19 protein-coding genes, 2 tRNA genes and 3 pseudogenes are annotated in these 22423 nt (G+C 70.6%); 9 read left to right on the top strand and 15 right to left on the bottom strand.

Annotated elements, in window-relative coordinates; genetic code table 11:
* Positions 1 to 160: 160 nt before the first annotated feature.
* A complete protein-coding gene (gene rpmB, locus GKE56_RS08155; protein WP_056922510.1) occupies positions 161 to 355 on the top strand; it encodes a 50S ribosomal protein L28 in 195 nt (64 codons plus the stop codon).
* A gap of 115 nt (positions 356 to 470) precedes the next feature.
* Here rpmB and thiL read toward each other — a convergent pair whose 3' ends face one another.
* Complete coding sequence (gene thiL / locus GKE56_RS08160; RefSeq protein ID WP_154684121.1) at positions 471 to 1436, bottom strand: thiamine-phosphate kinase; 966 nt, start codon at positions 1434 to 1436, stop codon at positions 471 to 473.
* Positions 1437 to 1579: 143 nt separating this feature from the next.
* On the opposite strand from thiL, the gene GKE56_RS08165 reads away from it, so the two are divergent.
* Complete coding sequence (locus tag GKE56_RS08165; protein WP_056884115.1) at positions 1580 to 1813, top strand: Lrp/AsnC family transcriptional regulator; 234 nt, start codon at positions 1580 to 1582, stop codon at positions 1811 to 1813.
* Positions 1814 to 1845: 32 nt separating this feature from the next.
* Positions 1846 to 2325 carry a DUF3515 family protein gene (locus GKE56_RS08170; protein ID WP_230209274.1) on the top strand — a complete coding sequence of 160 codons (480 nt, stop codon included), beginning with the start codon at positions 1846 to 1848 and terminating at the stop codon, positions 2323 to 2325.
* 130 nt (positions 2326 to 2455) lie between these two features.
* Here the strand turns inward: GKE56_RS08170 and GKE56_RS08175 are convergent, their stop codons facing one another.
* Positions 2456 to 3604: a D-alanine--D-alanine ligase family protein gene (locus GKE56_RS08175; RefSeq protein ID WP_195908302.1), complete on the bottom strand. Its 1149-nt coding sequence runs from the start codon at positions 3602 to 3604 to the stop codon at positions 2456 to 2458.
* Positions 3605 to 3663: 59 nt separating this feature from the next.
* On the opposite strand from GKE56_RS08175, the gene GKE56_RS08180 reads away from it, so the two are divergent.
* Positions 3664 to 4737, top strand: coding sequence for a PLP-dependent aspartate aminotransferase family protein (locus GKE56_RS08180; RefSeq protein WP_154684123.1), 1074 nt, complete (start codon positions 3664 to 3666; stop codon positions 4735 to 4737).
* A gap of 14 nt (positions 4738 to 4751) precedes the next feature.
* On the opposite strand, the gene GKE56_RS17395 is transcribed toward GKE56_RS08180, so the two are convergent.
* Positions 4752 to 5750, bottom strand: a complete 999-nt coding sequence (locus GKE56_RS17395) for an NAD(P)H-dependent glycerol-3-phosphate dehydrogenase (protein ID WP_230209305.1) — start codon at positions 5748 to 5750, stop codon at positions 4752 to 4754.
* A gap of 420 nt (positions 5751 to 6170) precedes the next feature.
* Positions 6171 to 6512 (bottom strand): annotated as a pseudogene (locus GKE56_RS17400) (lysophospholipid acyltransferase family protein); the annotation flags it as partial.
* Between the two features lie 164 nt (positions 6513 to 6676).
* Here GKE56_RS17400 and cofC point away from each other — a divergent pair.
* Positions 6677 to 7603 (top strand): 2-phospho-L-lactate guanylyltransferase, encoded by a 927-nt coding sequence (cofC, locus tag GKE56_RS08190; RefSeq protein ID WP_154684125.1) that lies wholly within the window; start codon positions 6677 to 6679, stop codon positions 7601 to 7603.
* 12 nt (positions 7604 to 7615) lie between these two features.
* Here cofC and murA read toward each other — a convergent pair whose 3' ends face one another.
* The 4 genes from murA to leuC form a co-directional block, all read right to left on the bottom strand.
* Positions 7616 to 8932, bottom strand: a complete 1317-nt coding sequence (gene murA, locus GKE56_RS08195; protein WP_154684126.1) for a UDP-N-acetylglucosamine 1-carboxyvinyltransferase — start codon at positions 8930 to 8932, stop codon at positions 7616 to 7618.
* A 78-nt stretch (positions 8933 to 9010) separates the two neighbouring features.
* A complete protein-coding gene (locus tag GKE56_RS08200; protein WP_154684127.1) occupies positions 9011 to 9763 on the bottom strand; it encodes an HU family DNA-binding protein in 753 nt (250 codons plus the stop codon).
* A gap of 393 nt (positions 9764 to 10156) precedes the next feature.
* A complete protein-coding gene (gene leuD, locus GKE56_RS08205; RefSeq protein WP_154684128.1) occupies positions 10157 to 10750 on the bottom strand; it encodes a 3-isopropylmalate dehydratase small subunit in 594 nt (197 codons plus the stop codon).
* The gene (gene leuC, locus GKE56_RS08210; RefSeq protein WP_195908283.1) at positions 10750 to 12162 is read right to left on the bottom strand and encodes a 3-isopropylmalate dehydratase large subunit; all 1413 of its coding nucleotides are present in this window, start codon (positions 12160 to 12162) and stop codon (positions 10750 to 10752) included. Before leuC ends, leuD begins: the two co-directional genes overlap by 1 nt.
* A 120-nt stretch (positions 12163 to 12282) precedes the next feature.
* Here leuC and GKE56_RS08215 point away from each other — a divergent pair, with 120 nt between their 5' ends.
* Positions 12283 to 13026 (top strand): IclR family transcriptional regulator, encoded by a 744-nt coding sequence (locus tag GKE56_RS08215; protein WP_154684130.1) that lies wholly within the window; start codon positions 12283 to 12285, stop codon positions 13024 to 13026.
* Positions 13027 to 13270: 244 nt separating this feature from the next.
* On the opposite strand, the gene GKE56_RS08220 is transcribed toward GKE56_RS08215, so the two are convergent.
* The 5 genes and pseudogenes from GKE56_RS08220 to GKE56_RS08240 form a co-directional block, all read right to left on the bottom strand.
* Positions 13271 to 13346: transfer RNA gene (locus GKE56_RS08220), tRNA-Glu, on the bottom strand.
* A 107-nt stretch (positions 13347 to 13453) separates the two neighbouring features.
* A tRNA-Gln gene (locus GKE56_RS08225) sits at positions 13454 to 13525 on the bottom strand.
* A gap of 59 nt (positions 13526 to 13584) precedes the next feature.
* Positions 13585 to 15143 (bottom strand): annotated as a pseudogene (gene gltX / locus GKE56_RS08230) (glutamate--tRNA ligase).
* Between the two features lie 12 nt (positions 15144 to 15155).
* Positions 15156 to 15935 (bottom strand): fumarylacetoacetate hydrolase family protein, encoded by a 780-nt coding sequence (locus GKE56_RS08235; protein ID WP_154684131.1) that lies wholly within the window; start codon positions 15933 to 15935, stop codon positions 15156 to 15158.
* 168 nt (positions 15936 to 16103) lie between these two features.
* On the bottom strand, positions 16104 to 17057 hold the full coding sequence (locus GKE56_RS08240) for a GlxA family transcriptional regulator (RefSeq protein WP_154684132.1): 954 nt from the start codon (positions 17055 to 17057) through the stop codon (positions 16104 to 16106).
* A gap of 82 nt (positions 17058 to 17139) precedes the next feature.
* Here GKE56_RS08240 and GKE56_RS08245 point away from each other — a divergent pair, with 82 nt between their 5' ends.
* The 3 genes and pseudogenes from GKE56_RS08245 to argG all read left to right on the top strand — a co-directional run bounded on the left by GKE56_RS08245 (position 17140) and on the right by argG (position 19745).
* Positions 17140 to 17319 carry a hypothetical protein gene (locus GKE56_RS08245; RefSeq protein ID WP_154684133.1) on the top strand — a complete coding sequence of 60 codons (180 nt, stop codon included), beginning with the start codon at positions 17140 to 17142 and terminating at the stop codon, positions 17317 to 17319.
* A 103-nt stretch (positions 17320 to 17422) separates the two neighbouring features.
* A pseudogene (locus GKE56_RS08250) lies at positions 17423 to 18314 on the top strand (3-methyladenine DNA glycosylase).
* A gap of 6 nt (positions 18315 to 18320) precedes the next feature.
* Entirely contained in the window at positions 18321 to 19745 is a 1425-nt protein-coding gene (gene argG, locus GKE56_RS08255; protein ID WP_154684134.1) for an argininosuccinate synthase, read from the top strand.
* Between the two features lie 37 nt (positions 19746 to 19782).
* Here argG and cimA read toward each other — a convergent pair whose 3' ends face one another.
* Both cimA and GKE56_RS08265 read right to left on the bottom strand, forming a co-directional pair.
* Positions 19783 to 21363, bottom strand: a complete 1581-nt coding sequence (gene cimA, locus GKE56_RS08260; RefSeq protein WP_154685691.1) for a citramalate synthase — start codon at positions 21361 to 21363, stop codon at positions 19783 to 19785.
* A gap of 308 nt (positions 21364 to 21671) precedes the next feature.
* Positions 21672 to 22403: a gamma-glutamyl-gamma-aminobutyrate hydrolase family protein gene (locus tag GKE56_RS08265; protein WP_154685692.1), complete on the bottom strand. Its 732-nt coding sequence runs from the start codon at positions 22401 to 22403 to the stop codon at positions 21672 to 21674.
* Positions 22404 to 22423 lie beyond the last annotated feature (20 nt).

Consider the following 22423-nt stretch of genomic DNA (forward strand, 5'->3'; position numbering starts at 1 on the left):
CGGCGTCCTGGGCGCGTACGCGCCTCGTTTTGGCCGTTGCGGCCCCGCTCGGCTACTCTTGACCGGTTCCCGTGAACCTCTGGTGCCGCTGCCCCGTGCCCGGCGCCAGAGCAAGCAGGACCACCCTCAGTGTCTACGCATCGATTTCAGGAGTACACCCGTGGCTGCCAACTGCGACGTCTGCGGCAAGGGACCGGGCTTCGGTCACAACATTTCGCACTCGCACCGCCGCACCAAGCGTCGCTGGAACCCCAACATCCAGCGGGTCAAGGCTCTGGTCGGCGACGCGGGCGTGACCCCGAAGCGTCTCAACGTCTGCACCTCGTGCCTCAAGGCCGGCAAGGTCAAGCGCTGACGCGCTGACCGTCGGCTCACCGGCATACCTTCGAAGCCGATCTCCCCACGGGGAGGTCGGCTTCGCTCATCTCCCACGCTCGCTGGTCGGCTCACTCACAGGCTCATTCACAGGCTCACTCACTGGCGAAGTGGTCCCACCCCCGCGCGGTCTGGGCCTGTCCGTCGAGGGTGATCCCGGCCCCCTCCTCGACCCGGCCGAGCGGCCGCCACCCGTCCGGCAGGTCCCCGGCGAACGTCGCCACCAGGCAGTGCTCCTCACCACCGGCCAGCACGCACTCGAGGGCGGCGTCACCCACGGCCTCGCGCACCACAGCGAGGTCGGGGTCGAGCAACCGAGACTCCAGGGCCAGCCGTACCCCACTGGCGGCCGCCACCCGCGCTCCATCGCGCAGCAAGCCGTCGGACACGTCGATCATCGACGTCGCGCCGGCTCGCGCGGCTGCCGGGCCCGCGAGCAACGGCGCGGTGGGCCTGCGGTGATGGTCCAGGCACGCCTGCCGTATGCCGCCGACCTGCTCTGAGGGGTCGGCACCGGCCTGCAGGAGGGCCAGGCCCGCCGCGGACCGCCCGAGCGTCCCGCACACGGCGACCGTGTCACCAGGCCGCGCGCCACTGCGCAGCACGGGGGCAACCCCGCGCAGGTCTCCGAGCGCGGTGAGCGAGACCATAAGCACGCCCTCCGGGGCGGAGGACAGGTCGCCTCCGGCCACGACCACTCCAGCCCGCGCTGCCTGGTCCCCCAGTGTGCGGGCGAACTCGATCGCCCAGCTCGTCGGCGTCTGCGGGTCGGCCACCAAGGCGATCACGACCGCGGTGGACTCGGCGCCCATCGCCGCGATGTCGGCGAGGTTCTGGGTCAACAGCTTGGTCGCCACGTCACCCGGCGTCGACCAGGCGTCGAGCCAGTCCCGGCCGCGCACCATGGAGTCGGTGGTCACGACCGTCGTCGGACCCGTCACGAGGACGGCACCATCGTCGCCCGGCCCCACGGTGAGCGACTCGCCGCCGGCGAAGAAGGGCAGGATCCGCGCCAGCAGGGCCGACTCGGACACCTCCGCCAGCGTGCTGGCTGTAACCATGACTTGACCTCCTGGTGACCGACCGGGGGAGACGGGCGGGACACCGGCACGGTAGCGTCTGGCGTGGTCGCGGTGCCCACCGCGGCCTGGTTCTCTCGGGGCACCAGGTCCCGGCCAACCGAACGAGAATGAGGTGTCACGTGGTGGTCCAGGCCTACATCCTGATCCAGACTGAAGTCGGCAAGGCGGCGTCCGTGGCCGAGGCGATCGCCGGCATCGCCGGTGTGGTCCTGGCCGAGGATGTGACCGGCCCCTACGACGTCATTGCCCGCGTCGAGGCCAACACCGTCGACGAGCTGGGCAAGCTCGTCATCGCCAAGATCCAGGACGTGCCGGGCATCACCCGCACGCTCACCTGCACGGTCGTCCACGTCTGAACCGTCCACGCCCGATCCGTCCGTCCCGGCCCGTGAGCGCCGGGCGCACGGCCAGGCGCCCCGTCCAGACCGCTACCACCGGCCTCCTCGTCCTCGGGGTGGCCGGTGGTCTGCTCTCCGGGTGCTCGTCAGCCGTCGAGGTCGCCGCCGCACCCTCCCACGCGTCGCCCGACTGCGCCCGGGCGGCGGCGCGGTGGCCATCCTCGGTGGCGACCCGGACGCGGCGCGCGGTCACCCCGCAGGACCCGTCCGCAGCAGCCTGGGGCGACCCCGCGGTCATCGCCACCTGCGGCTGGCCCGAACCGGGCCCGACCAGCGACCAGTGCCTCGACATCGACGGCGTCGACTGGGTCGCCCACCCGCTCAGTGATGGCGTGCAGTTCCGCACCTTCGGGCGCAGCCCGGCACTCGAGGTGCTCGTGCCGAAGGCCTACGCTCCGGAGCCCCTCGTCCTGCCCGCCTTCGGCCCGGCCGCCAGGGCGCTGCCCGCCACCGGCCGCACCTGCAGCTGACCCTTGCGCAGGCGCCGCTGCAGGGCAGCAACCTCTGCTTGCAGACGCTTGTGCCGCCAGCCCATGGTGCAACCTGCCCCAGCGGCAGCAACCTGTGCAAGCAGAGGTTGCTGCCGCCGGACGTCGACGGTCAGCGCAGGCCGACGGGCCGGGTCAGCGCCAGCTGGAGGAGCTCGTCGATCAGCTCGGGGTAGGCGAGCCCGGTCGCGGCCCACATCTGCGGGTACATCGAGTGGGGCGTGAAGCCCGGCATCGTGTTGATCTCGTTGACCAGCACGTCGCCGGTCTCGGTGTAGAAGCAGTCGACCCGGGCCAGGCCCTCACAGCCGAGCGCGTCGAAGGCCGCCCCCGCCAGCCGCCGGACCTCCGCCGAGACCCGGTCGGGCACCTGCGCCGGACAGCTGAGCACGACGCCCTGCTCGTCGAGGTACTTCGCCTCGAAGTCGTAGAACTCGTGGCCGCCACCGGCCTCGACGACGATCTCCCCGACCTGCGACGTCCGCGGTTCGTCGGTCCCGCGGCCCTGCAACACCGCGCACTCGATCTCACGCCCGACGATGCCCTGTTCGACGATGACCTTGCGGTCGTGCTGCCGTGCGACCTCGATCGCCGCCTCGAGCGCCTCCGGGGAGGACACCTTCGAGATCCCCATGCTCGAACCGGCCCGCGCCGGCTTGACGAACACCGGGAAGCTCAACGCACCCACGGCATCCATCGCCGCCGCCTTGTCGCGCTGCCACTGCGCGTCGGTGATCACGGCATACGGCCCGACGGGGATGCCGGCGCTCGCGAACACGACCTTCATGTAGTGCTTGTCCATGCCCGCTGCGGAGGCCAGGACCCCCGACCCGACGTAGCGGATGTCGGCGAGCTCGAGCATGCCCTGGATGGTGCCGTCCTCCCCGAACGGCCCGTGCAGCAACGGGAACACGACGTCGACCTCGCCCAGTGAGCGGGGCACCTCGCCCGCCTCGAGCACGGTGAGGGAGCGGTCCGTGGTGGACAGCGGGACGACCACTCCGGCTCCGTCTGCGGCGACCTCCGGCGTCTGCGTCGCGGTGAGCTCGAGGGGGGCCGGGTTGCCGTCGGTGAGCACCCAGTGGCCGTCGCGGGAGATGCCGATCGGCACGATGTCGTAGGCGTCGCGGTCGATGGCCTGCATGACGCCGGCAGCGGTCGCGCACGACACCGCGTGCTCGGACGAACGGCCGCCAAACACGATGGCGACGCGCGGTTTGCGGGGTGCGGACTGGTCGGTAGTCATCGCCCGTGAGCGTATCCCGACCAGGGTCCGGTCCCGACCCGCGACCCGCACGCCCGCCCACCTAGGCTGGCCCGGTGAGCCACGAAGACCTCTCCCCCGCCACCCGCGTGGTGGCCCTTGGGCGCCAGCACCGTATGCCGGGCGCCGGCGTGAACGCCCCCCTCGAGTTCTCCTCGACGTACGTCGCCGACGGCCCGGTCAACTACGCCCGCGGCGGCAACCCGACGTGGTCCGCGTTCGAGGAGGCCCTGGGGTCGCTCGAGGGTGGCGACGCGCTCGTCTTCGCCTCCGGCATGGCCGCCGTCGCCGCGGCGTTCTCGCTGGTCGACCATGGCGCCGTCGTCGTCGCCCCGCGTTCGGCCTACAGCGGCACGGTGGCGACCCTGCTCAACGCGGAGCGCGACGGCCGGTTCGAGGTGCGCTGGGTGGACACCGCGGACACGGCTGCGACGATCGTCGCGCTCCAGGGCGCTGACCTGGTCTGGTTCGAGTCCCCGAGCAACCCGCTGCTCGAGGTGGCGGACCTCCCCGCGCTCGCCGCCGCGGCGCGCGCGCATGACGTGATCTCGGTGTGCGACAACACCTTCGCCACTCCCCTCGTGCAGCAGCCGTTGGCGCTCGGGGTCGACGTCGTGGTCCACTCCGTGACCAAGTACTTGAGCGGTCACAGCGACCTCATCCTCGGCGCGACGGTCACGGGCCAGACCGAGCGTGGCGCCGCGCTGCGTGAGCGCCTCGCGCACCACCGCCTGCTCGGGGGCGCGATCGCAGGGCCGATGGAGACCTGGCTCGCCCTGCGCGGCCTGCGCACCCTGCACGTCCGGCTCGAGCGCGCCACGGCCAACGCACGCGAACTGGCGAGCCGGCTGAGCACCCACCCCGCGGTCGACACGGTGCGCTATCCCGGTTTCGGGGCCATCGTGTCGATCGAGGTGCCGGGCGGCGCAGACGGAGCCGAGCGGGTCGCGGCGGCCACCGAGCTGTGGACACACTCGACCAGCCTCGGCGGGGTCGAGTCGCAGCTCGAGCGCCGTCGGCGCCACGCGGCGGAGCCCACCAGCGTTCCGGACCAGCTGCTCCGGCTGTCGGTCGGCATCGAGGACGTCGACGACCTCTGGGCCGACCTCGACCGCGCGCTGCGCGGCTGATCCGGCGCGCGCCCCTAGCCGGTCTCGTTCTTCAGGGCCCGCAGCATGAGGGCGCCGACCACTTCGGCGGGGGCCCGGCCGTCGTGCACCACGGCCGCCACCTGCTCGATGATCGGCACCCGCACGCCGTGCTTCTCGGCCAGCTGCAGGATCGACTCGCAGGACTTCACGCCCTCCGCGGTCTGCCGGGTGACAGCGATGACCTCGTCGACACCCATGCCCTTGCCGAGGTTCACGCCGAAGGTGCGGTTGCGCGACAACGGCGACATGCACGTGGCGATGAGGTCGCCGACGCCGGCGAGACCGGCGAAGGTCATCGGGTCAGCCCCGAGAGCGAGGCCGAGCCGGGTCGTCTCGGCCAGTCCCCGGGTGATGATCGACGCCTTGGAGTTGTCGCCCATGCCCAGGCCCTCCGCCATACCCACCGCGAGCGCGATGACGTTCTTCACCGCGCCGCAAAGCTCGGTGCCGACGACATCGGTGTTCGTGTACGGCCGGAAGTACGGCGGGTTGGACGCCTGGGCGACCATCTCGGCGACGTCCTCGTCGATGCACGCCACGACGCTCGCCGCAGGTTGCCTTTTGGCGATCTCCTTGGCGAGGTTCGGGCCCGAGACGACGACGATGCGCCGGTCCTCGACGCCGGCGACCTCGGCGATCACCTCGCTCATCCGCTTGGTGGTGCCGAGCTCGACGCCCTTCATCAACGAGACGACAGCCGCACCGGGCGGCAGCACCGACCCCCACACGCCGAGGTTCTCGCGCAGCGTCTGCGACGGAACGGCGAGCACGACGATGTCGACGCCGTCAGCCGCCTCGGCGGGATCCGTCGTGGCCGAGATGCCCTCGGGGAGCTGGATCCCCGGCAGGTAGTCCTCGTTGCTCCCTGCGTTGATCTGGGAGACGACGGCGTCGCGCCGGCCCCACATCCGCACCGTCGTGCCCCCGTCGGCGAGCACCGCGGCATACGCGGTGCCCCAGCTGCCCGTGCCGAACACGGCGGCCGTGGTCACCGCTCCCCCCTCGTCGCCGTGGTCGGCCCGACGCTGCGCCCGACGGAACTTGCCTGTCTGCTGCGCCCGACGGAACTTGCCTGTCTGCTGCGCCCGACGGAAGTTCCCGGTCTCCGGCAGCCCGTGCTTGCGCGAGTCGTACCGCTCGGCGGGCGCCTGCTCACCCCGGATCTCTTCCAGCTGGGCGGTGATGGCGGCCATGATCCGGTCCGTCGCCTCACGCAGGACGGCCCCAGTGAACGGCTGGTCGTAGAGGTCGGCGAGGTCGACCGGCGGCCCCGCGCTCACGTGCATGGTCTTGCGGGGAAACAGCTTGGGACGCTTGGTGTACGGAGCGAGGATCGCCTGCGGGCCCCACTGCGCCACGGGGATGACCGGGCACTTGGTGGCCAACGCGATGCGGGCGGCGCCGGTCTTGCCGACCATCGGCCACAGGTCGGGGTCGCGGGTGAGCGTTCCCTCGGGGTAGACCCCGACGCACTTGCCCTCGTGGATGGCCGCGACGGCGGCACGGAACGCGTCGGCAGCCTTACCTGTGTTGCGGTAGACCGGAATCTGCTGCGCACCGCGCAGGATCGCGCCGACGACGGGCACGCGAAAGACCTCCTCCTTGCCGAGGAAGAACGGCGCCCAGCCGTTGTCGTACATGAAGTGCCCGAACACCAACGGGTCGAGATGGGACAGGTGGTTGGGCGCGACGACGAAGCCGCCGCTGTGGGGAAGGTTCTCCGCACCGCGCCAGTCGCGCTTCGTCAGGACCATGAGCAGCGGCCGCACGATGGCCACGACGAAGCGGTAGGCGAAGGGCACGGAGGGTTTTCCGCTGGCGGTCACGAAAGCTCACTCTCGACGGGTTCGAGTGTGCATCCTCCCGGGTCACGGGGTCGGTGTCGAGCAACGCGGCCACGGCTGCGACGATCGTGGCGATGAGCGCACCACAGCCACCGCTGCCCTGGCGCCTCGTCGTGCCGGTCAAGGGGGGTCCTACCGCGAAGTCCCGGCTCCACCCACCGCCGGGCGTTGCGCGCGAAGCCCTTGCCTTGGCCTTCGCCGAGGACTGCCTCACTGCCTGTGCCGCCGGTATGCCGCGCGGCCGCCTGTTCGTGGTGACCTCCGACGCCCACGTGGCCGCCCTCGCCCGGGGGCTCGGCGCGACGGTGGTCGACGACCCGGGCCACGGGCTCGACGCAGCCGTCGCGGCGGGCCGTGACGAGGCCGTGGCTCACGCCGGCGCCCCGACGCCGCTCGCCGTCCTGCTCGGTGACCTGCCGGCCCTGCGTCCGGGCGACCTTCAGGCAGCTCTCGAGGCCGCCGCGGCATACGACCGAGCGGTGGTTCCGGATGCGGCGGGCACGGGCACCGTGCTGATCACGGCACGCGACGGCGCACGCCTTCGGCCGAGCTTCGGCGAGGGATCGGCCGCCCGGCACGCGGCCCTGGGCCATGTGCCGCTCGACCTCCCGCTGCCGCACCTGCGCAGCGACGTCGACGACGACGCCGGCCTCGCGATGGCGATGGCGCTCGGGGTCGGCCCGGCCACTCGAGCCGTCCTCGGCGTCCTGGGCGGCGGCGTGGACGACCTGGTCGACGTGACTACGCTGCGGAGCATGCAGGCGAGCGTGCACACCTTCGACGAGACCAGCGGTGCGGGTTCGGTGCTGCTCGACGACGGCCGCGAGGTGGCCTTCAGTGCCGAGGTCTTCGCCGGCAGCGCCCTGCGCCACCTTCGCACCGGTCAGCGCCTGAGCATCGACCTCACGCCCACCCGCGGGGCCGAGGACCAGCTGGGCGCGCCGCCACGCGTGACGAAGCTGTGGATCGTCGGCATCGGTGACGACCAGACCATCGGCTGAGGACCGAGCCGGTCAGCCCACCTCGTAGTCGGCCCCGAGCGCGTCGAGCTTCTCGGAGAACCGCTCGTAGCCGCGGTAGATGAGCTCGATGCCGTGCACCTTGGACTGCCCCTCCGCGGCCAGGGCGGCGATGAGGTAGCTGAAGCCGCCCCGCAGGTCGGGGACGGTGATCTCGGCACCCTTGAGCGGCGTCGGGCCGGAGATGACGGCGCTGTGCCTGAAGTTGGCCCGGCCGAAGCGACACGGTGATCCCCCGAGGCACTCGCGGTAGAGCTGGATCACGGCGCCCATCTCGGCCAGCGCCTCGGTGAACCCGAGCCGGTTCTCGTAGACGGTCTCGTGCACGATCGACAGGCCGGACGTCTGGGTGAGCGCCACCACCAGGGGCTGCTGCCAGTCCGTCATGAAGCCGGGGTGCACATCGGTCTCGAGGACGAGCGAGCTCAGGTTGCCGCCGGCGTGCCAGAAACGGATGCCCTCGTCGTCGATGTCGAACGCGCCACCGATCTTCCGGAAGACGTTGAGGAACGGCATCATCGCCAGCTGCTGCGCCCCACGCACGTAGATGTCGCCCTTGGTCGCCAGCGCCGCGCAGGCCCACGACCCCGCCTCGATGCGGTCGGGGATGGCGAGGTGGTCGTAGCCACCGAGCCGGTCGACGCCCTCGATCTTGATGACCCGGTCGGTCTCGACGCTGATCACGGCGCCCATCTTCTGCAGGACGGCGATGAGGTCGAGGATCTCGGGCTCGACCGCGGCGTTGCGCAGCTCGGTCACGCCCTGGGCGCGCACGGCGGTGAGGAGCACCTGCTCGGTGGCCCCGACGCTCGGGTATGGCAGGTGGATCTTCGCGCCGTGGAGGCCGCCCGGTGCCGTGAGTCGAAGGCCCTCGGGCCGCTTCTGCACGTCGGCCCCGAAATGGCGCAGGACGTCGAGGTGGTAGTTGATGGGGCGCTCGCCGATGCGGCACCCGCCGAGGTCGGGGATGAAGGCCTCACCGAGACGGTGCAGGAGCGGGCCGCACAGCAGCACGGGGACGCGGGAGGAGCCTGCGTGCGCGTCGATGTCGGCGACGTGGGCCTGCTCGACGTTCGTGGGGTCGAGCAGCAGCTCGCCGTCGCGGTCAGTCGAGTCGATCTTGACGCCGTGGAGCTCCAGCAGACCCGACACGATCTTGACGTCGGAGATCTCGGGAACCCCTCGGAGTCGACAGGGCGCCTCGGCGAGCAGGGCAGCCACCATCGCCTTGGACACGAGGTTCTTCGCCCCGCGGACCTCGAGGTCTCCGACCAGAGGGGCTCCGCCGTTCACCGTGAGGATGTTCGCCATGGGGGTAAGCATCGCAAACCGCAGCGGAGGCCGACACCCCGAGGGGTGCCGGCCTCCGCTGGAGGGTATGCCGCGTGCTCAGGCCTTCTTGGCCGTGCGCTTCACGGCGGTCTTCTTCGCCGCCGTCTTGGTGGCGGCCTTGGCGGTCGTCCGCTTTGCCGCTGCCTTCGTGGCCGGCGCCGACTTCGTTGCAGCGGCCCGCACGGGCGCCGCCTTCTTGGCCGGTGCTGCCTTCTTGGCGGGAGCCGCCTTCTTCGCCGGCGTCGTCTTCTTCGTGGCGGCCTTCACGGGTGCCGCCTTCTTGGCGGCCACCTTCACGGGGGCCGCCTTCTTGGCCGGCGCCACCTTCTTGGCAGCCACCTTCACGGGCGCTGCCTTCACGGGCGCTGCCTTCTTGGCGGGTGCCGCCTTCTTGGCGGGTGCGGCCTTCTTGGCCGGCGTCACCTTCTTGGCTGCAGCCTTGGCGGGAGCGGCCTTCTTCGCGCCCGCGGCGGCGGTCTTCGTGGCGGTGCCGGCGGCTGCACGGGCGCCAGCCACGGCAGCCTTGGGCAGGGACCGCGGGTTCTTCACGACGTCCTTGAAGGCGGAGCCGGCACGGAACTTCGGAACGACCGTCTTCTTGATCTTCACGCTCGCGCCCGTGCGCGGGTTGCGCCCGGTGCGGGCCGCGCGAGCCGCCTGCTCGAACGTCCCGAAGCCGGTGATGGCCACGCTGCCGCCCTTGGCGACCTCGCGGATGACCACGTCGACAACCGCCGTCAGTGCATCGCTGGCAGCCTTGCGGCTCCCCAGGCGCGACTCGAGCTCCTTGATCAGTTCAGCCTTGTTCACGTCTTCCCCTCCACAGGGTTGGTGACGTCGGACCGTCGGTCCGACGAGGTGTGCGGCCGAGCCAGTGCTCGACTTGGACCTGACGTTAGGGCTGTTGTGCGCGCGAGTCCACCATCCCCGGGCCCTGATCCTTTGTGTCGCAACGGAATCAGGTCCCTGCGCGACTGCTCTCGATCGCTTCGGCACGCTGCTCCGGTTCGCCGTGCCAGACCGGGGACCCTTGACGACCGACGTGAAACTCGTTGTGCGCCAATGGATTGGGCGAAGTGACGACGAGGTGCATGCGAGCGCCGAACGACGAAGGGGCCCTCGGAGCAGCGCTCCGAGGGCCCCTCGTGGCCGGACCAGTCGATCTCGACGAAAATCTCGCGTCGGGTCGGCGTGCCGCGCGGGTCAGGCGGCACCCGTCGACGGCTTGTACGACGGCCGCCGGCTCTCGAAGTCGGTCACATCCTGCTCATGACGCAGCGTCAGGCTGATGTCGTCGAGGCCCTCGAGCAGACGCCACCGGGTGTAGTCGTCCACCTCGAACGGGGCGACGATGTCCCCGGCGGTGACCGTGCGGGAGACGAGGTCGACGGTGACGGAGGCCCCGGGCTCGTTCTCGAGGTACTTCCAGATGAGCTCGATGTCCTGCTGGGCCAGCTGGGCGGTCAGGAGCCCCTGCTTGCCACTGTTGCCCCGGAAGATGTCCGCGAACCGGGACGACAGCACGACGCGGAACCCGTAGTTCATCAACGCCCAGACGGCGTGCTCGCGGGACGAACCCGTCCCGAAGTCCGATCCCGCGACGAGGACCGAGCCCGCGGCATACGACGGGTTGTTGAGGATGAACGTGTCGTCCTTGCGCCAGGCCGCGAACAGGCCGTCCTCGAAACCGGTCCGCGTGACGCGCTTGAGGTAGACCGCGGGGATGATCTGGTCGGTGTCGACGTTGCTGCGACGCAGCGGAACCCCGATGCCGGTGTGGGTGGTGAAGCTGTCCATCACTTGCCTCCCTCCGGGGCGTCGACGAGGTCTGCGGGACTGGACAACGTCCCGCGCAGTGCGGTGGCGGCAGCCACGAGAGGGCTGACCAGGTGGGTGCGCCCGCCCTTGCCCTGACGACCCTCGAAGTTGCGGTTGGACGTCGAGGCGCTGCGCTCCCCCGGCGCGAGCTGGTCGGGATTCATGCCCAGGCACATCGAACAGCCGGGGAGTCGCCACTCGGCGCCGGCTGCGGTGAAGACCTTGTCGAGCCCCTCCTGCTCGGCCTGCACGCGGACGCGAGCCGAGCCGGGGACCACGAGCATGCGGACGCCCTGCGCCACCTGACGGCCCTTGACGACCTCGGCGGCGGCCCGGAGGTCCTCGATGCGCCCGTTGGTGCACGAACCGACGAACACGGTGTCGACCTTGATCTCGCGCAGCGGCGTGCCGGCGGTCAGCCCCATGTACTCCAGGGCGTGGCGCGCAGCGGCCTTCTCGGTGTCGGCCATCGTGTCGGGGTCGGGCACCGACTCGCTGAGCGGCAGACCCTGACCGGGGTTGGTCCCCCACGTGACGAACGGAGCGAGGGTGTCGGCGTCGAGGTGCACCTCGGCATCGAAGACGGCGTCGTCATCGGTGCGCAGCAGGCTCCAGTCGCGGACGGCCGCGTCCCACTCGGCGCCGGTGGGTGCGTGGTCGCGGCCCTGGAGATAGGCGAAGGTGGTCTCGTCCGGGGCGATCATGCCGGCCCGCGCCCCAGCCTCGATCGACATGTTGCACACGGTCATGCGGGCTTCCATCGACAGGGCGCGGATGGCACTGCCCCGGAACTCGAGGACATAGCCCTGGCCGCCGCCGGTGCCGATCTTGGCGATGACGGCCAGGACGATGTCCTTGGCCGTGACCCCGGGCTGGAGCTGGCCGTCGATGGTGATGGCCATGGTCTTGAAGGGCTTGAGCGGAAGCGTCTGGGTGGCAAGGACGTGTTCGACCTCGGAGGTGCCGATGCCGAAGGCCAGCGCCCCGAAGGCGCCGTGGGTGGAGGTGTGCGAGTCGCCGCACACGATCGTCATGCCGGGCTGGCTCAGGCCCAGCTGGGGCCCGACGACGTGGACGATCCCCTGCTCGGCGTCGCCCATGGGAAAGAGCCGGACACCGAACTCCTCGCAGTTGCGACGGAGGGTCTCGACCTGGGTCTTGCTCACGAGATCGGTGATGGGACCCGGCGTCGTGGGGACGTTGTGGTCCTCCGTGGCCAGGGTCAGGTCCGGTCGGCGCACCTTGCGCCCGGCGAGCCTCAGACCGTCGAACGCCTGCGGCGAGGTCACCTCGTGGATGAGGTGGAGGTCGATGTACAGCAGGTCCGGCTCGCCGTCCCTGCGGCGCACCACGTGCGCGTCCCACACCTTCTCGGCCAACGTTCCCGACACGTCTTCCACTCCTTCGCCACGTCCAGCTACCGACACCGCATCGTGCCGTCCTCCCGAGGTTCGCACGCGTGACACGCCCACGAATTTGCGTCTCAGGCAATGAGACGGCAATATCATCTCATGGACAACACCAGTGGAGTCGGCGTTCTCGACAAGGCGGCCATCGTGCTGGGCGCCCTGGAGGCCGGGCCGTCGACCCTTGCCCAGCTCGTCACGGCGACCGGGCTGGCCCGCCCGACCGCCCATCGGCTGGCCGTCGCACTCGAACATCACCGCCTCGTGACCCGGGACCTGCAGGGGCGGTTCGTCCTGGGTCCGCGGTTGGCCGAGCTCGCCGCAGCCGCGGGCGAGGACCGCCTGCTGGCCGCTGCCGGCCCCGTCCTGGGCGCCCTGCGCGACCACACGAACGAGAGCGCCCAGCTCTTCCGGCGACAGGGCGACCAGCGCATCTGCGTCTCGGCTGCCGAACGGCCGGTCGGCCTGCGCGACTCCATCCCGATCGGCGCCACCCTGTCGATGCTGGCCGGCTCCGCCGCGCAGGTGTTGCTCGCATGGGAGGAACCGGACCGGCTGCACCGGGGGCTGCACGGCGCCAAGTTCACGGCCACCAGCCTGTCGGGCGTGCGTCGGCGCGGGTGGGCCCAGAGCGTCGGCGAGCGCGAGGCCGGGGTGGCCTCGGTGTCTGCACCGGTTCGGGGGCCCTCGGGGCGCGTCGTGGCTGCGGTCTCCATCTCTGGTCCCATCGAGCGGCTGTCACGCCAGCCCGGTCGGCTGCACGCCGCGACGGTCGTGGCCGGGGCCAACAAGCTCACCGAGGTGCTCGCCCGCCACCACGCGCAGCAGCAGCAGCAGAACCACGCCTGACCTGACGCTGACCTGCCGCACTGGCCCGCTGGCCGGCGCGGGCGGTGGCGGGGTGGCGATGCGCATGCCGCCTGGGCCGGACGCGATCCCCCGACTACGTCCACTCGCCCCGACATGCGCACCGCCATGGTGTCCCCACGAGTCATCCTCGGACAGCCGTCATCTCGGCTGCAAGCGGGTTTCGGTGGGCAAGACCCGCACCGTGCGTGCGAAAGGCCCTCGTCCGGGGACGAGGGCCTTCGACTGGTAGCCCCGACGGGATTCGAACCCGCGCTACCGCCTTGAGAGGGCGGCGTGCTAGGCCGCTACACAACGGGGCCCTAGCTGGTTGCCCTGGCGTGGTGGCGCCGTGGGCAGCGGAGAGAACCATACCGAAAGGTGGTGGGAATCTCCGAATCGGCGTCTGTCACAAGGACTTGCGCCTGAGCTGGGGTACCAGGACTCGAACCTAGAATGACGGTACCAGAAACCGTAGTGTTGCCAATTACACCATACCCCAAGGGGTATCACTCCCCCTGCGCGCCCGAAAGCCTTCAGGGGGTGAACCGAGAGCAGATACTACCGGGCCTGCGAGCGCGTTCCCAAATCGGCGAGCTGGGCACGCAGCCGCCCCAGCCGGGCGAGGGTCGAGGGCTTGCCGAGGATCTCCATCGACTCGAACAGCGGAGGACTGATCCGGGCCCCCGAGACCGCGGTGCGCAGCGGTCCGAAGGCGAACTTGGGCTTGATGCCCAGCCCCTCGACGATCGCGCTGCGCAGCGCGGCCTCGATCACGGGTGCGGTCCACCCGGTCTGCGAACCCAGGACACCGGTGCCCGAGTCGTCGAGCGCGTCGAGCGCCGCGACCGCCGCCGCGAGGACGTCGCCCGAGTCGTCCTTCAGCTGCGCCAAGGCGTCGTCGGCGAACTCGAGCTGGTCGTCGTCGATGAAGAACGGGCGCACCAGGGCCGTGGCCTCGCCGAGCAGTGCCATGCGGGTCTGGATCAGCTCGGTGACCTTGCCGAGGCGGGCGAGCTGTCCCAAGCTCGGGTTGACCGGCAGCACCCCGTCGCGTTCGAGGTACGGCAGGAGACGCGAAGCGAGCTGTCCGGTCTCGAGCTCGCGGATGTAGACGCCGTTGAGCCATTCCAGCTTCTTCAGGTCGAAGATCGGCCCGACCGGGTTGACCTTCTTCCAGTCGAAGTCGGCGCTGAACTCCTCGAACGTGAAGACCTCGACATCCTCGCCGTCAGGCCCCGTCTTCGGCGGGTAGGCAAGCAGCGCAAGGAAGTTCACCAGCGCCTCGGGCAGGTAGCCCTGCTCCTGGAACCAGGTCAGCCGGGCTGCGGGGTTCTTGCGCTTGGAGATCTTCGACTTGTCGACGTTGCGCAGCAATGGCATGTGCGCCCACTGTGGCGGCTCGAGCCCGAGCCAGCGGTAGAGCAGGTTGTGCTTGGGGGTGCTGGAGATCCACTCCTCGCCGCGGACGACGTGGGTGATGCCCATCTCGTGGTCGTCGACGACGACGGCGAGGTGGTACGTCGGAAAGCCGTCCGCCTTGAGGATCACCTGGTCGTCCGGGCGAGGAGCCGAGACCCGGCCACGGATGAGGTCCTCGAACTGCAGCTCCACGTCAGCCGGGATCAGCATCCGCACGACCGGCGTCTCGCTGAAGCCGGGCAGGGTGGCCCGCTCCTCACGGGTCTTGCCGTGGCAGAGGCGGTCGTAGCCGGTGGGCTGCTTGGTCTTCTGCTGCAGCTCACGCATCTGCGCGAGGCGCTCCGTGGAGCACCAGCACTGGTACGCGTGGCCCTCGGCGAGCAACCGCTCGACGTACGGGCGGTAGGTCCCGAGCCGCTCGGACTGGCGGTAGGGCGCGTACGGCCCACCGACGTCCGGCCCCTCGTCCCACTGCAGGCCCAGCCAGTGCAGCGTGTCGAAGACCTGCTGCTCGCTGTCCTCGCGGAACCGGGCGCGGTCGGTGTCCTCGATGCGCAGCACGAAGCTGCCCCCTGCTGGCGGGCGAAGGCGAGGTTGAACAGCGACATGTACGCGGTGCCCACGTGGGGGTCGCCGGTGGGCGACGGCGCGACACGCAGGCGCGGGTTGGGGTGCAAGGGTGCGGGCTGGTCAGTCATGGTGCCCCGATTCTAGGAACGGCGGACGAACGGGTTGGTGAGGGTCCCGATCCCCTCGATCTCGACCTCGACGGAGGAGCCCGACTCGACCAGCCCGACGCCCGCCGGGGTGCCGGTGAGGATCACGTCACCCGGCAGCAGGGTGAACGCCTGGGAGATGTGCGACACCAGCGTCTCGACGTCGTGGATCATGTCCGCGGTCGACCCGTCCTGGACGAGCTCGCCGTCGTGCCGGGTGCGGATGGCGAGGTTGGAGACGTCCAGGTCGGTGACGATCCACGGGCCGAGCGGGCAGGAGGTGTCGAAGCCCTTGGCCCGCGCCCACTGGCCGTCGCGGCGCTGGAGGTCGCGCGCGGTGACGTCGTTGGCGCAGGTGTAGCCGTAGACGACCTCCTTGACCCGCTCGCGCGGGACGTCCTTGGCGATGCGGCCGATCACGACCGCGAGCTCACCCTCGTAGGACACCTCGCTGGTGATCGACGGCATCACGACAGGGTCACCCGGCCCGATCACCGCGGTGTTGGGCACCAGGAAGAGGAGGGGCTCCGTGGGTGGCTCGCCGCCCATCTCGCGGGCATGGTCGGCGTAGTTCTTGCCGACGCCGATCACCTTGCTGCGCGGGATCACCGGCGCCAGCAGCCGGACATCCTCGAGCATCACGCGCTCGCCCGTGAGGACGATGGGCTGGTAGAGCGGGTCGCCCTGGATCTGGGCGATGAACTCCTTGCCGGGCTCTCCCTCGACGATGCCGTATGCCGGGTCCTCACCTGTGGTGTATCTCGCGATGCGCACGAAGGGAGCCTATCGGGGGACTGGCGAGGCCCCACCGGGCGTGGCGCCATGGGCTGGACGGCAGGTTCTGCTCGGGTTCGGAACCTGCCGCCCAGCTGGCCGGCGGTCCCCCTCGGTCCACCGGTCACCGGTGAGACGCATGGGGACGCCAGACGTGACGACAGCACGTCAGCGAGCCGAGAACTCCCGGCGGTAGCGCTGCGGCGACGTGCCGACGACGCTCTGGAAATGGGTCCGCAGGAGGGCCGCCGAACCGAACCCGCTGTGGGTCGCCACAGACTCGACCGGCAGGTCGGTCTGCTCGAGCAGCTCGCGAGCGCGGAGCACCCGCTGCTGGACGATCCACTTGTGTGGGGTCGTGCCGGTCTCGGCCACGAAGCGTCGGGCAAAGGTCCGCTCGGACATCATCGCCAGCTTGGCGAGCTCGGGCACCGCGTGCACGGCGTCGAGGTTCTCGGTGATGTGGTTGAGCACCGGTTGGATGCTCTCGCAGTCGGTCTCGGGCACCGGCGCCTCGACGTACTGGCGCTGACCGCCGTCGCGCTGCGGCGGAACCACCATGCGGCGGGCGATGCGGGTCGCGACCCCGGCGCCGAGCTCGCGTCGCACGAGGTGGAGGCACGCGTCGATGCCGGCCGCCGTGCCTGCACCGGTGATGATCGACCCGTTGTCGATGTAGAGGACGTCCATGGACACCTCGGTGCGCGGGAAGCGGGCGGCGAACTGCTCGGCATACCGCCAGTGGGTCACCGCGCTGAGACCGTCGAGCAGGCCCGTCTCGGCCAGGACGAACGCCCCCGTGCAGATGGACAGGATCGTCGCACCCCGGCGGTGCGCCTCGCGGATGGTCTCGAGCAGCTCGTCGGGGTAGTGGTCCCTGATGCCTCCAGCAGGGATGACGACCAGGTCGGCGCCGACCGCGTCCTGCCAGGAATGCGTCGGCACGAACTGGCCGCCACTGGTCGTCGGGATGGCCTCGCCCGCCGACTGGCCGCAGGTGATGAAGGCGAACGGCGGCACGCCGTCGTCGGTGCGGTCGATCCCGAACACCTCGCAGGCGACGGACATCTCGAACATGGCCATCGGACTGGTCGCGATGGCAGCGATGGTGGACAGGGCCATGGAGCGAGTATGGCAGAAAAGATGCCGAGTGCGTCAGTTCTGCCACTCGTGGCTGATTCGCGCTGGGCGCATGATTTCAGACATGACCATCATCCTGCTCCTGGCTCTCGTCTCCGCTCTCGTGGTCGCCCTCGAGCGGCACCACCGTCGCACCTGGGGCCTGCCGCGCGCTCCCCATGGCGCCGACTCCTCCATCGCCTTCACCGACCTCGACCACGACTGGGACCGCGTCATCCACGACGCGAACGCCCGCCACGCCTGACCCACCGGCGAGGCCCGGCTGCGCTGTTACGTCACTGCTCGCCCTGGGTGAGCAGTGACGTAACAGCGCAGCGGACACCCTCGGCCACCGTTATCCTCACCCGGTGGTCGAACAGGTCTTGGAGCGGGCGGAGTGGCGCGACCGCGAGGCCCTCCACGAGGCTCGGGTCGACGCCGCGACCGCAGCCCACCGCGACCGGCGCCAGAGCGGTCAGGCCCACCCGGTCGAGGACTTCCTGTTCACCTACTACCCGTTTCGACCGGCCCAGCTGCGTCGCTGGCACCCGGGCGCGGGGGTGCGGCTCGCCGATGCGGCCGAGCTTCCCCGAGCGCAGTGGCGCCACTACCGCGCGGTCGACGGTGGCGTGGAGCTGGACCCCGCGGCATACCTGGAGAGCCGTGGGGGGACGGTCGACTTCGTCCGTCGGCTGGTGTCAGCCACGGCGTCGCGACCGGCGCGGCTCGGCTTGTTTCGGGCTGCACGAGTGGGCGATGGTCTACCGCCTGACGCCGGAGGAGGTCCGCCACCGCGGCTGGCCGCTGCGGCTGGGTGGGTCCGGCACCGACGCGCTCGTCGAGAGCATGCAGATCACCTGCACCCACTACGACGCCTTCCGCTTCTACACCCCGCCCGCGCGGTCGCTGAACCTCGTGCAGCCCACCCGTGAGGACCAGGTGGCCCTCGAGCAGCCTGGCTGCCTCCACGCCGGGATGGACCTCTACAAGTGGGCCATGAAGCTCACCCCAGCGGTTCCGAGCGAGCTGACCATGGACTGCTTCGACCTGGCCCGCGAGATCCGCGAGCTCGACATGCGCGCCTCGCCGTACGACCTGCGGGCCCTCGGCTACCAACCCGTCCCCATCGAGACGCCCACCGGCCGCGCGGAGTATGCCGCCGCGCAGCGCGACTTCGCCGCGCGCGGCCAGGCCCTGCGCGAGCGGCTCGTTGCGACGCTGGACGCCCTGCGCGAGCGGGCTGCAGGGGCCGTAGGCTGACCTACCGTGTCGAAAGTTCTGACGTCCCTGCCTGTTGGTGAGCGTGTCGGGATCGCCTTCTCGGGCGGTCTGGACACCTCGGTCGCCGTTGCCTGGATGCGCGAGAAGGGGGCGATCCCCTGCACCTACACGGCCAACCTCGGCCAGTACGACGAGCCCGAGATCGACACCGTCCCCGACCGGGCCGGCCAGTACGGCGCGGAGCTCGCCCGGCTGGTCGACTGCCGCGCCGCCCTGGTCGAGGAGGGCCTGTCCGCCGTGGCGTGCGGGGCGTTCCACATTCGCAGCGGCGGCAAGACCTACTTCAACACCACTCCCCTGGGCCGCGCCGTGACCGGCACGCTCCTGGTGCGGGCCATGAAGGAGGACGGTGTCGGCATCTGGGGCGACGGGTCCACCTTCAAGGGCAACGACATCGAGCGCTTCTACCGCTACGGCCTGCTGGCCAACCCGGCCCTGCGCATCTACAAGCCCTGGCTCGACGCCGACTTCGTCAGTGAGCTCGGCGGCCGCAAGGAGATGTCCGAGTGGTTGCAGGCCCGGGACCTGCCCTACCGCTCCAGCACGGAGAAGGCCTACTCGACCGACGCCAACATCTGGGGCGCGACGCACGAGGCCAAGACCCTGGAGTTCCTGAACGAGAGCATGGAGGTCGTCGAGCCCATCATGGGCGTGGCGTTCTGGGACGAGTCGGTCCAGATCGCGACCGAAGACGTCAGGGTCCGCTTCGAGCAGGGTCGTCCCGTGGCCATCAACGGACAGACCTTCCCGGACGCCGTTGCCCTCGTCGACGAGGCCAACCGCATCGGCGGACGCCATGGCCTGGGCATGTCCGACCAGATCGAGAACCGCATCATCGAGGCCAAGTCGCGCGGTATCTACGAGGCACCCGGGCTGGCGCTGCTGCACCTGACCTACGAGCGGCTGCTCAACGCGATCCACAACGAGGACACCATCGCGAACTACCACGCTGAGGGACGGCGCCTCGGCCGCCTGCTCTACGAAGGCCGCTGGCTCGACCCGCAGTCGCTGATGCTGCGCGAGTCGCTCCAGCGCTGGGTGGCCTCGGTCGTCACCGGTGAGGTGACCGTGCGGCTGCGCCGCGGTGACGACTACTCCATCGTCGACACGACCGGGCCGGCCTTCAGCTACCACCCCGAGAAGCTCTCCATGGAGCGCACCGAGGACGCGGCCTTCGGTCCCGTCGACCGGATCGGCCAGCTCACCATGCGCAACCTCGACATCGCCGACTCGCGCGCCAAGCTCGAGCTGTATGCCGCGCAGGGCCAGCTCGTCGCCCGTCACCAGGACCTCGTGGGAGACCTCGAGCCCGGCGGCGCCAAGGAGATCTCCTCGAACCCCCGCGCCGCTGGGGCCGAGTCCGACGACGACGCGCTCGACCGCGCGGCCATGGAGTCCGGCACCGACTGAGCGGCCCGGCACCGACTGAGCAGCCGAAGCCCCAGGTCTAGCGGACGGGCACCCCAGCCCGGACCAGCCCGTACGTCACTCCGTCGACCAGCGCCTGCCACGAGGCCTCGATGATGTTGCCGGCCACCCCGATGGTTTCCCACGAGGTCGAGCCGTCGGAGGTCTCGATGAGCACCCGCGTCACGGCGTCGGTGCCGTGCGCCGCGTCGAGGATGCGCACCCGGAAGTCGATGAGCTCGAGCTTGTCGAGCTCGGGGTAGGCCGGGGCCAACGCCTGCCGCAAGGCGTGGTCGAGGGCGTTGACCGGGCCGTTCCCCTCGCCTGTCGCGAGGACGCGCTCGCCGCCGGCGAACACCTTGACGGTCGCCTCGGACAAGGCGTCGCCGTCGCCGCGGGAGTCGGTGATGACGCGCCAGGACTCCACGTCGAAGAAGTCATGGCCCCGGCCCTCGACCTCGCGGCGCAGCAGCAGCTCGAACGACGCGTCGGCTGCGTCGAAGGTGTAACCCCGCAGTTCGAGCTCCTTGACCCGGGCCAGCACCCGCGACAGGGTCTCGTCGTCACCGGCCAGGTCGTACCCGAGCTCGCGACCCTTGAGCTCGATGCTGGCGCGGCCAGCCATGTCGGACACCAGCATGCGCATGTCGTTGCCGACGTGCTGGGGGTCGGTGTGCTGGTAGAGGTCGGGGTCGACCTTGATCGCGCTGGCGTGCAAGCCCGCCTTGTGTGCGAAGGCGCTGGCGCCGACGTAGGGCTGGCGCGAGTACGGCGGCACGTTGGTGATCTCGCTGATGGCGTGGGCGATGCGGGTCGCCTCACGCAACCGAGCCGTCTCGAGCAGGGGCACCCCCTGCTTGATCTGCAGGTTGCTCACCACGGTGAGCAGGTCGGCGTTGCCCGTGCGCTCGCCGTACCCGTTGATGGTGCCCTGGACGTGGGACGCCCCGGCGTCGACCGCGGCCATGGAGTTGGCGACCGCGCAGCCCGTGTCGTTGTGGCAGTGGATGCCGAGGCGGGCCGACGTGGCGGCCACCGCGTCGGCGACCACGTCACCGATCTGACCGGGCAGCATCCCGCCGTTGGTGTCACACAGCGCCACCACCTCGGCACCGGACTCGACCGCGGCGCGGATCACCTCGAGGGCATAGGCGCGGTCCGCGGCATACCCGTCGAAGAAGTGTTCCGCGTCCAGGAACACCCGTCGCCCCTCACCGCTGAGGAACGCGACGGTGTCACGCACCATCTCGAGGTTCTCGGCGAGGGTCGTGCGCAGCGCGGACTCGACGTGACGGACGTGCGACTTCGCGACGATGGTCACCACGGGGGCGCCCGAGTCGACGAGGGCTCGCACCAGGGGGTCGTCGGCCGCATTGCCGCCGGCCCGCCTGGTCGCGCCGAAGGCAGCGAGGGTGGCGTTCTGCAGCCGCAGCTCGCTGCGGGCCCGGGCGAAGAACTCGGTGTCCTTCGGGTTGGCGCCCGGCCAGCCGCCCTCGATGAAGCCCACGCCGAGCTCGTCGAGGTGCATCGCGATCGCCAGCTTGTCCGACACGGAGAGGTTGAGCCCCTCCTGCTGCGCGCCGTCGCGCAGGGTGGTGTCGTAGACGTGCAGGTCGCTCATCAGCTGGTCCTCATCACACTCGGTCTCGCCGGTCTTGTGGTCGTCCTCGTGGTCGTCCTCGTGGTCGTCCTGGTGGTGATTGTCCTCCGCCGTCACGCCCGCTGCCGGGCCGGAGGGTGTGGGCCGGCAGCGCTGCACGAACGCAGTGTCTAAAACACGAAAGACCCCCGGGTGTGGGAGGTCTGCGCGACGAGGAGGGTCTCGTCGCGCTAGTCGATAATCACCATGGTGGTAGCCATGTGCCAGGAAGTCACGCGCTCACTGTGGCACGCAAGGTCCAGGGGCTGAACCCTTGGTCCGCATCGTGGTCACCCTGCCGAGGTATGCCGGGCCGCCGCCTCGACAAGCGCGGTGAACAGCCGCAGGTCGTCGCCGACCTCCGGGTGCCACTGCACCCCGACCCGGAACGGCGCCCGCGCGTCCTCCATCGCCTCCAAGGTCCCGTCCGGTGCCCAGGCGGCCGCGTCGTAGCCGGGGTGGGTCAGCACCGACTGGTGGTGGTACGACGGCACCTCGCTCGACTCGCCCAGCAGCCTGCACAGCACGGTCCCGGGGACCATCGTCACGGGGTGCTGACCGTAGACGGCGACGCCCGGCGAGTGGTCCACCGTGCCCACCCGGTCGGGGACGTGCTGCTCGAGCGTCCCGCCATCCGCGACGGCCATCACCTGCATGCCGCGGCAGATGCCCAGCGTGGGCACCTCCAGGCGTCTGGTCGCGGTCGCGAGCGAGAGCTCCATCGTGTCCCGGTCCGCTCGAGGCGCCTGGGACTCGGGGTGACGCGCCGCGGCATACCGCTCAGGGTCGACGTCGGCACCCCCGGCGATGATCAGCCCATCGAGCCGGCGCAGCACCGCCTCGGCGACCTCGTCGTCCGCATCGACGCGGGGCGGAACGACCAGAGCGAGGCCGCCCGCGGCCTCGACCTTGGCCACGTAGGCGTGCGGCACGAGCGCGCTCGAGACGTCGGGCCAGCCGTGGCGCGACGCCGGCTCGACGTAGCACGTGATCCCGATGACCGGGCGAGCCGAACCGCCCATCACGAGCCGCCCATCACAAG

The organism is Nostocoides sp. HKS02 (genome assembly GCF_009707485.1).
In the GTDB taxonomy this organism is placed as follows: Bacteria; Actinomycetota; Actinomycetes; order Actinomycetales; family Dermatophilaceae; genus Pedococcus.

Coding starts and splice junctions, on each gene's coding strand:
- cofC (WP_154684125.1), top strand. CDS start 6,677: ATGAGCGCACCACAGCCACCGCTGCCCTGGCGCCTCGTCGTGCCGGTC.
- GKE56_RS08215 (WP_154684130.1), top strand. CDS start 12,283: ATGGACAACACCAGTGGAGTCGGCGTTCTCGACAAGGCGGCCATCGTG.
- thiL (WP_154684121.1), bottom strand. CDS start 1,436: ATGGTTACAGCCAGCACGCTGGCGGAGGTGTCCGAGTCGGCCCTGCTG.
- leuD (WP_154684128.1), bottom strand. CDS start 10,750: ATGGACAGCTTCACCACCCACACCGGCATCGGGGTTCCGCTGCGTCGC.
- GKE56_RS08240 (WP_154684132.1), bottom strand. CDS start 17,057: ATGGCCCTGTCCACCATCGCTGCCATCGCGACCAGTCCGATGGCCATG.
- GKE56_RS08265 (WP_154685692.1), bottom strand. CDS start 22,403: ATGGGCGGTTCGGCTCGCCCGGTCATCGGGATCACGTGCTACGTCGAG.
- GKE56_RS08245 (WP_154684133.1), top strand. CDS start 17,140: ATGACCATCATCCTGCTCCTGGCTCTCGTCTCCGCTCTCGTGGTCGCC.
- murA (WP_154684126.1), bottom strand. CDS start 8,932: ATGGCGAACATCCTCACGGTGAACGGCGGAGCCCCTCTGGTCGGAGAC.
- cimA (WP_154685691.1), bottom strand. CDS start 21,363: ATGAGCGACCTGCACGTCTACGACACCACCCTGCGCGACGGCGCGCAG.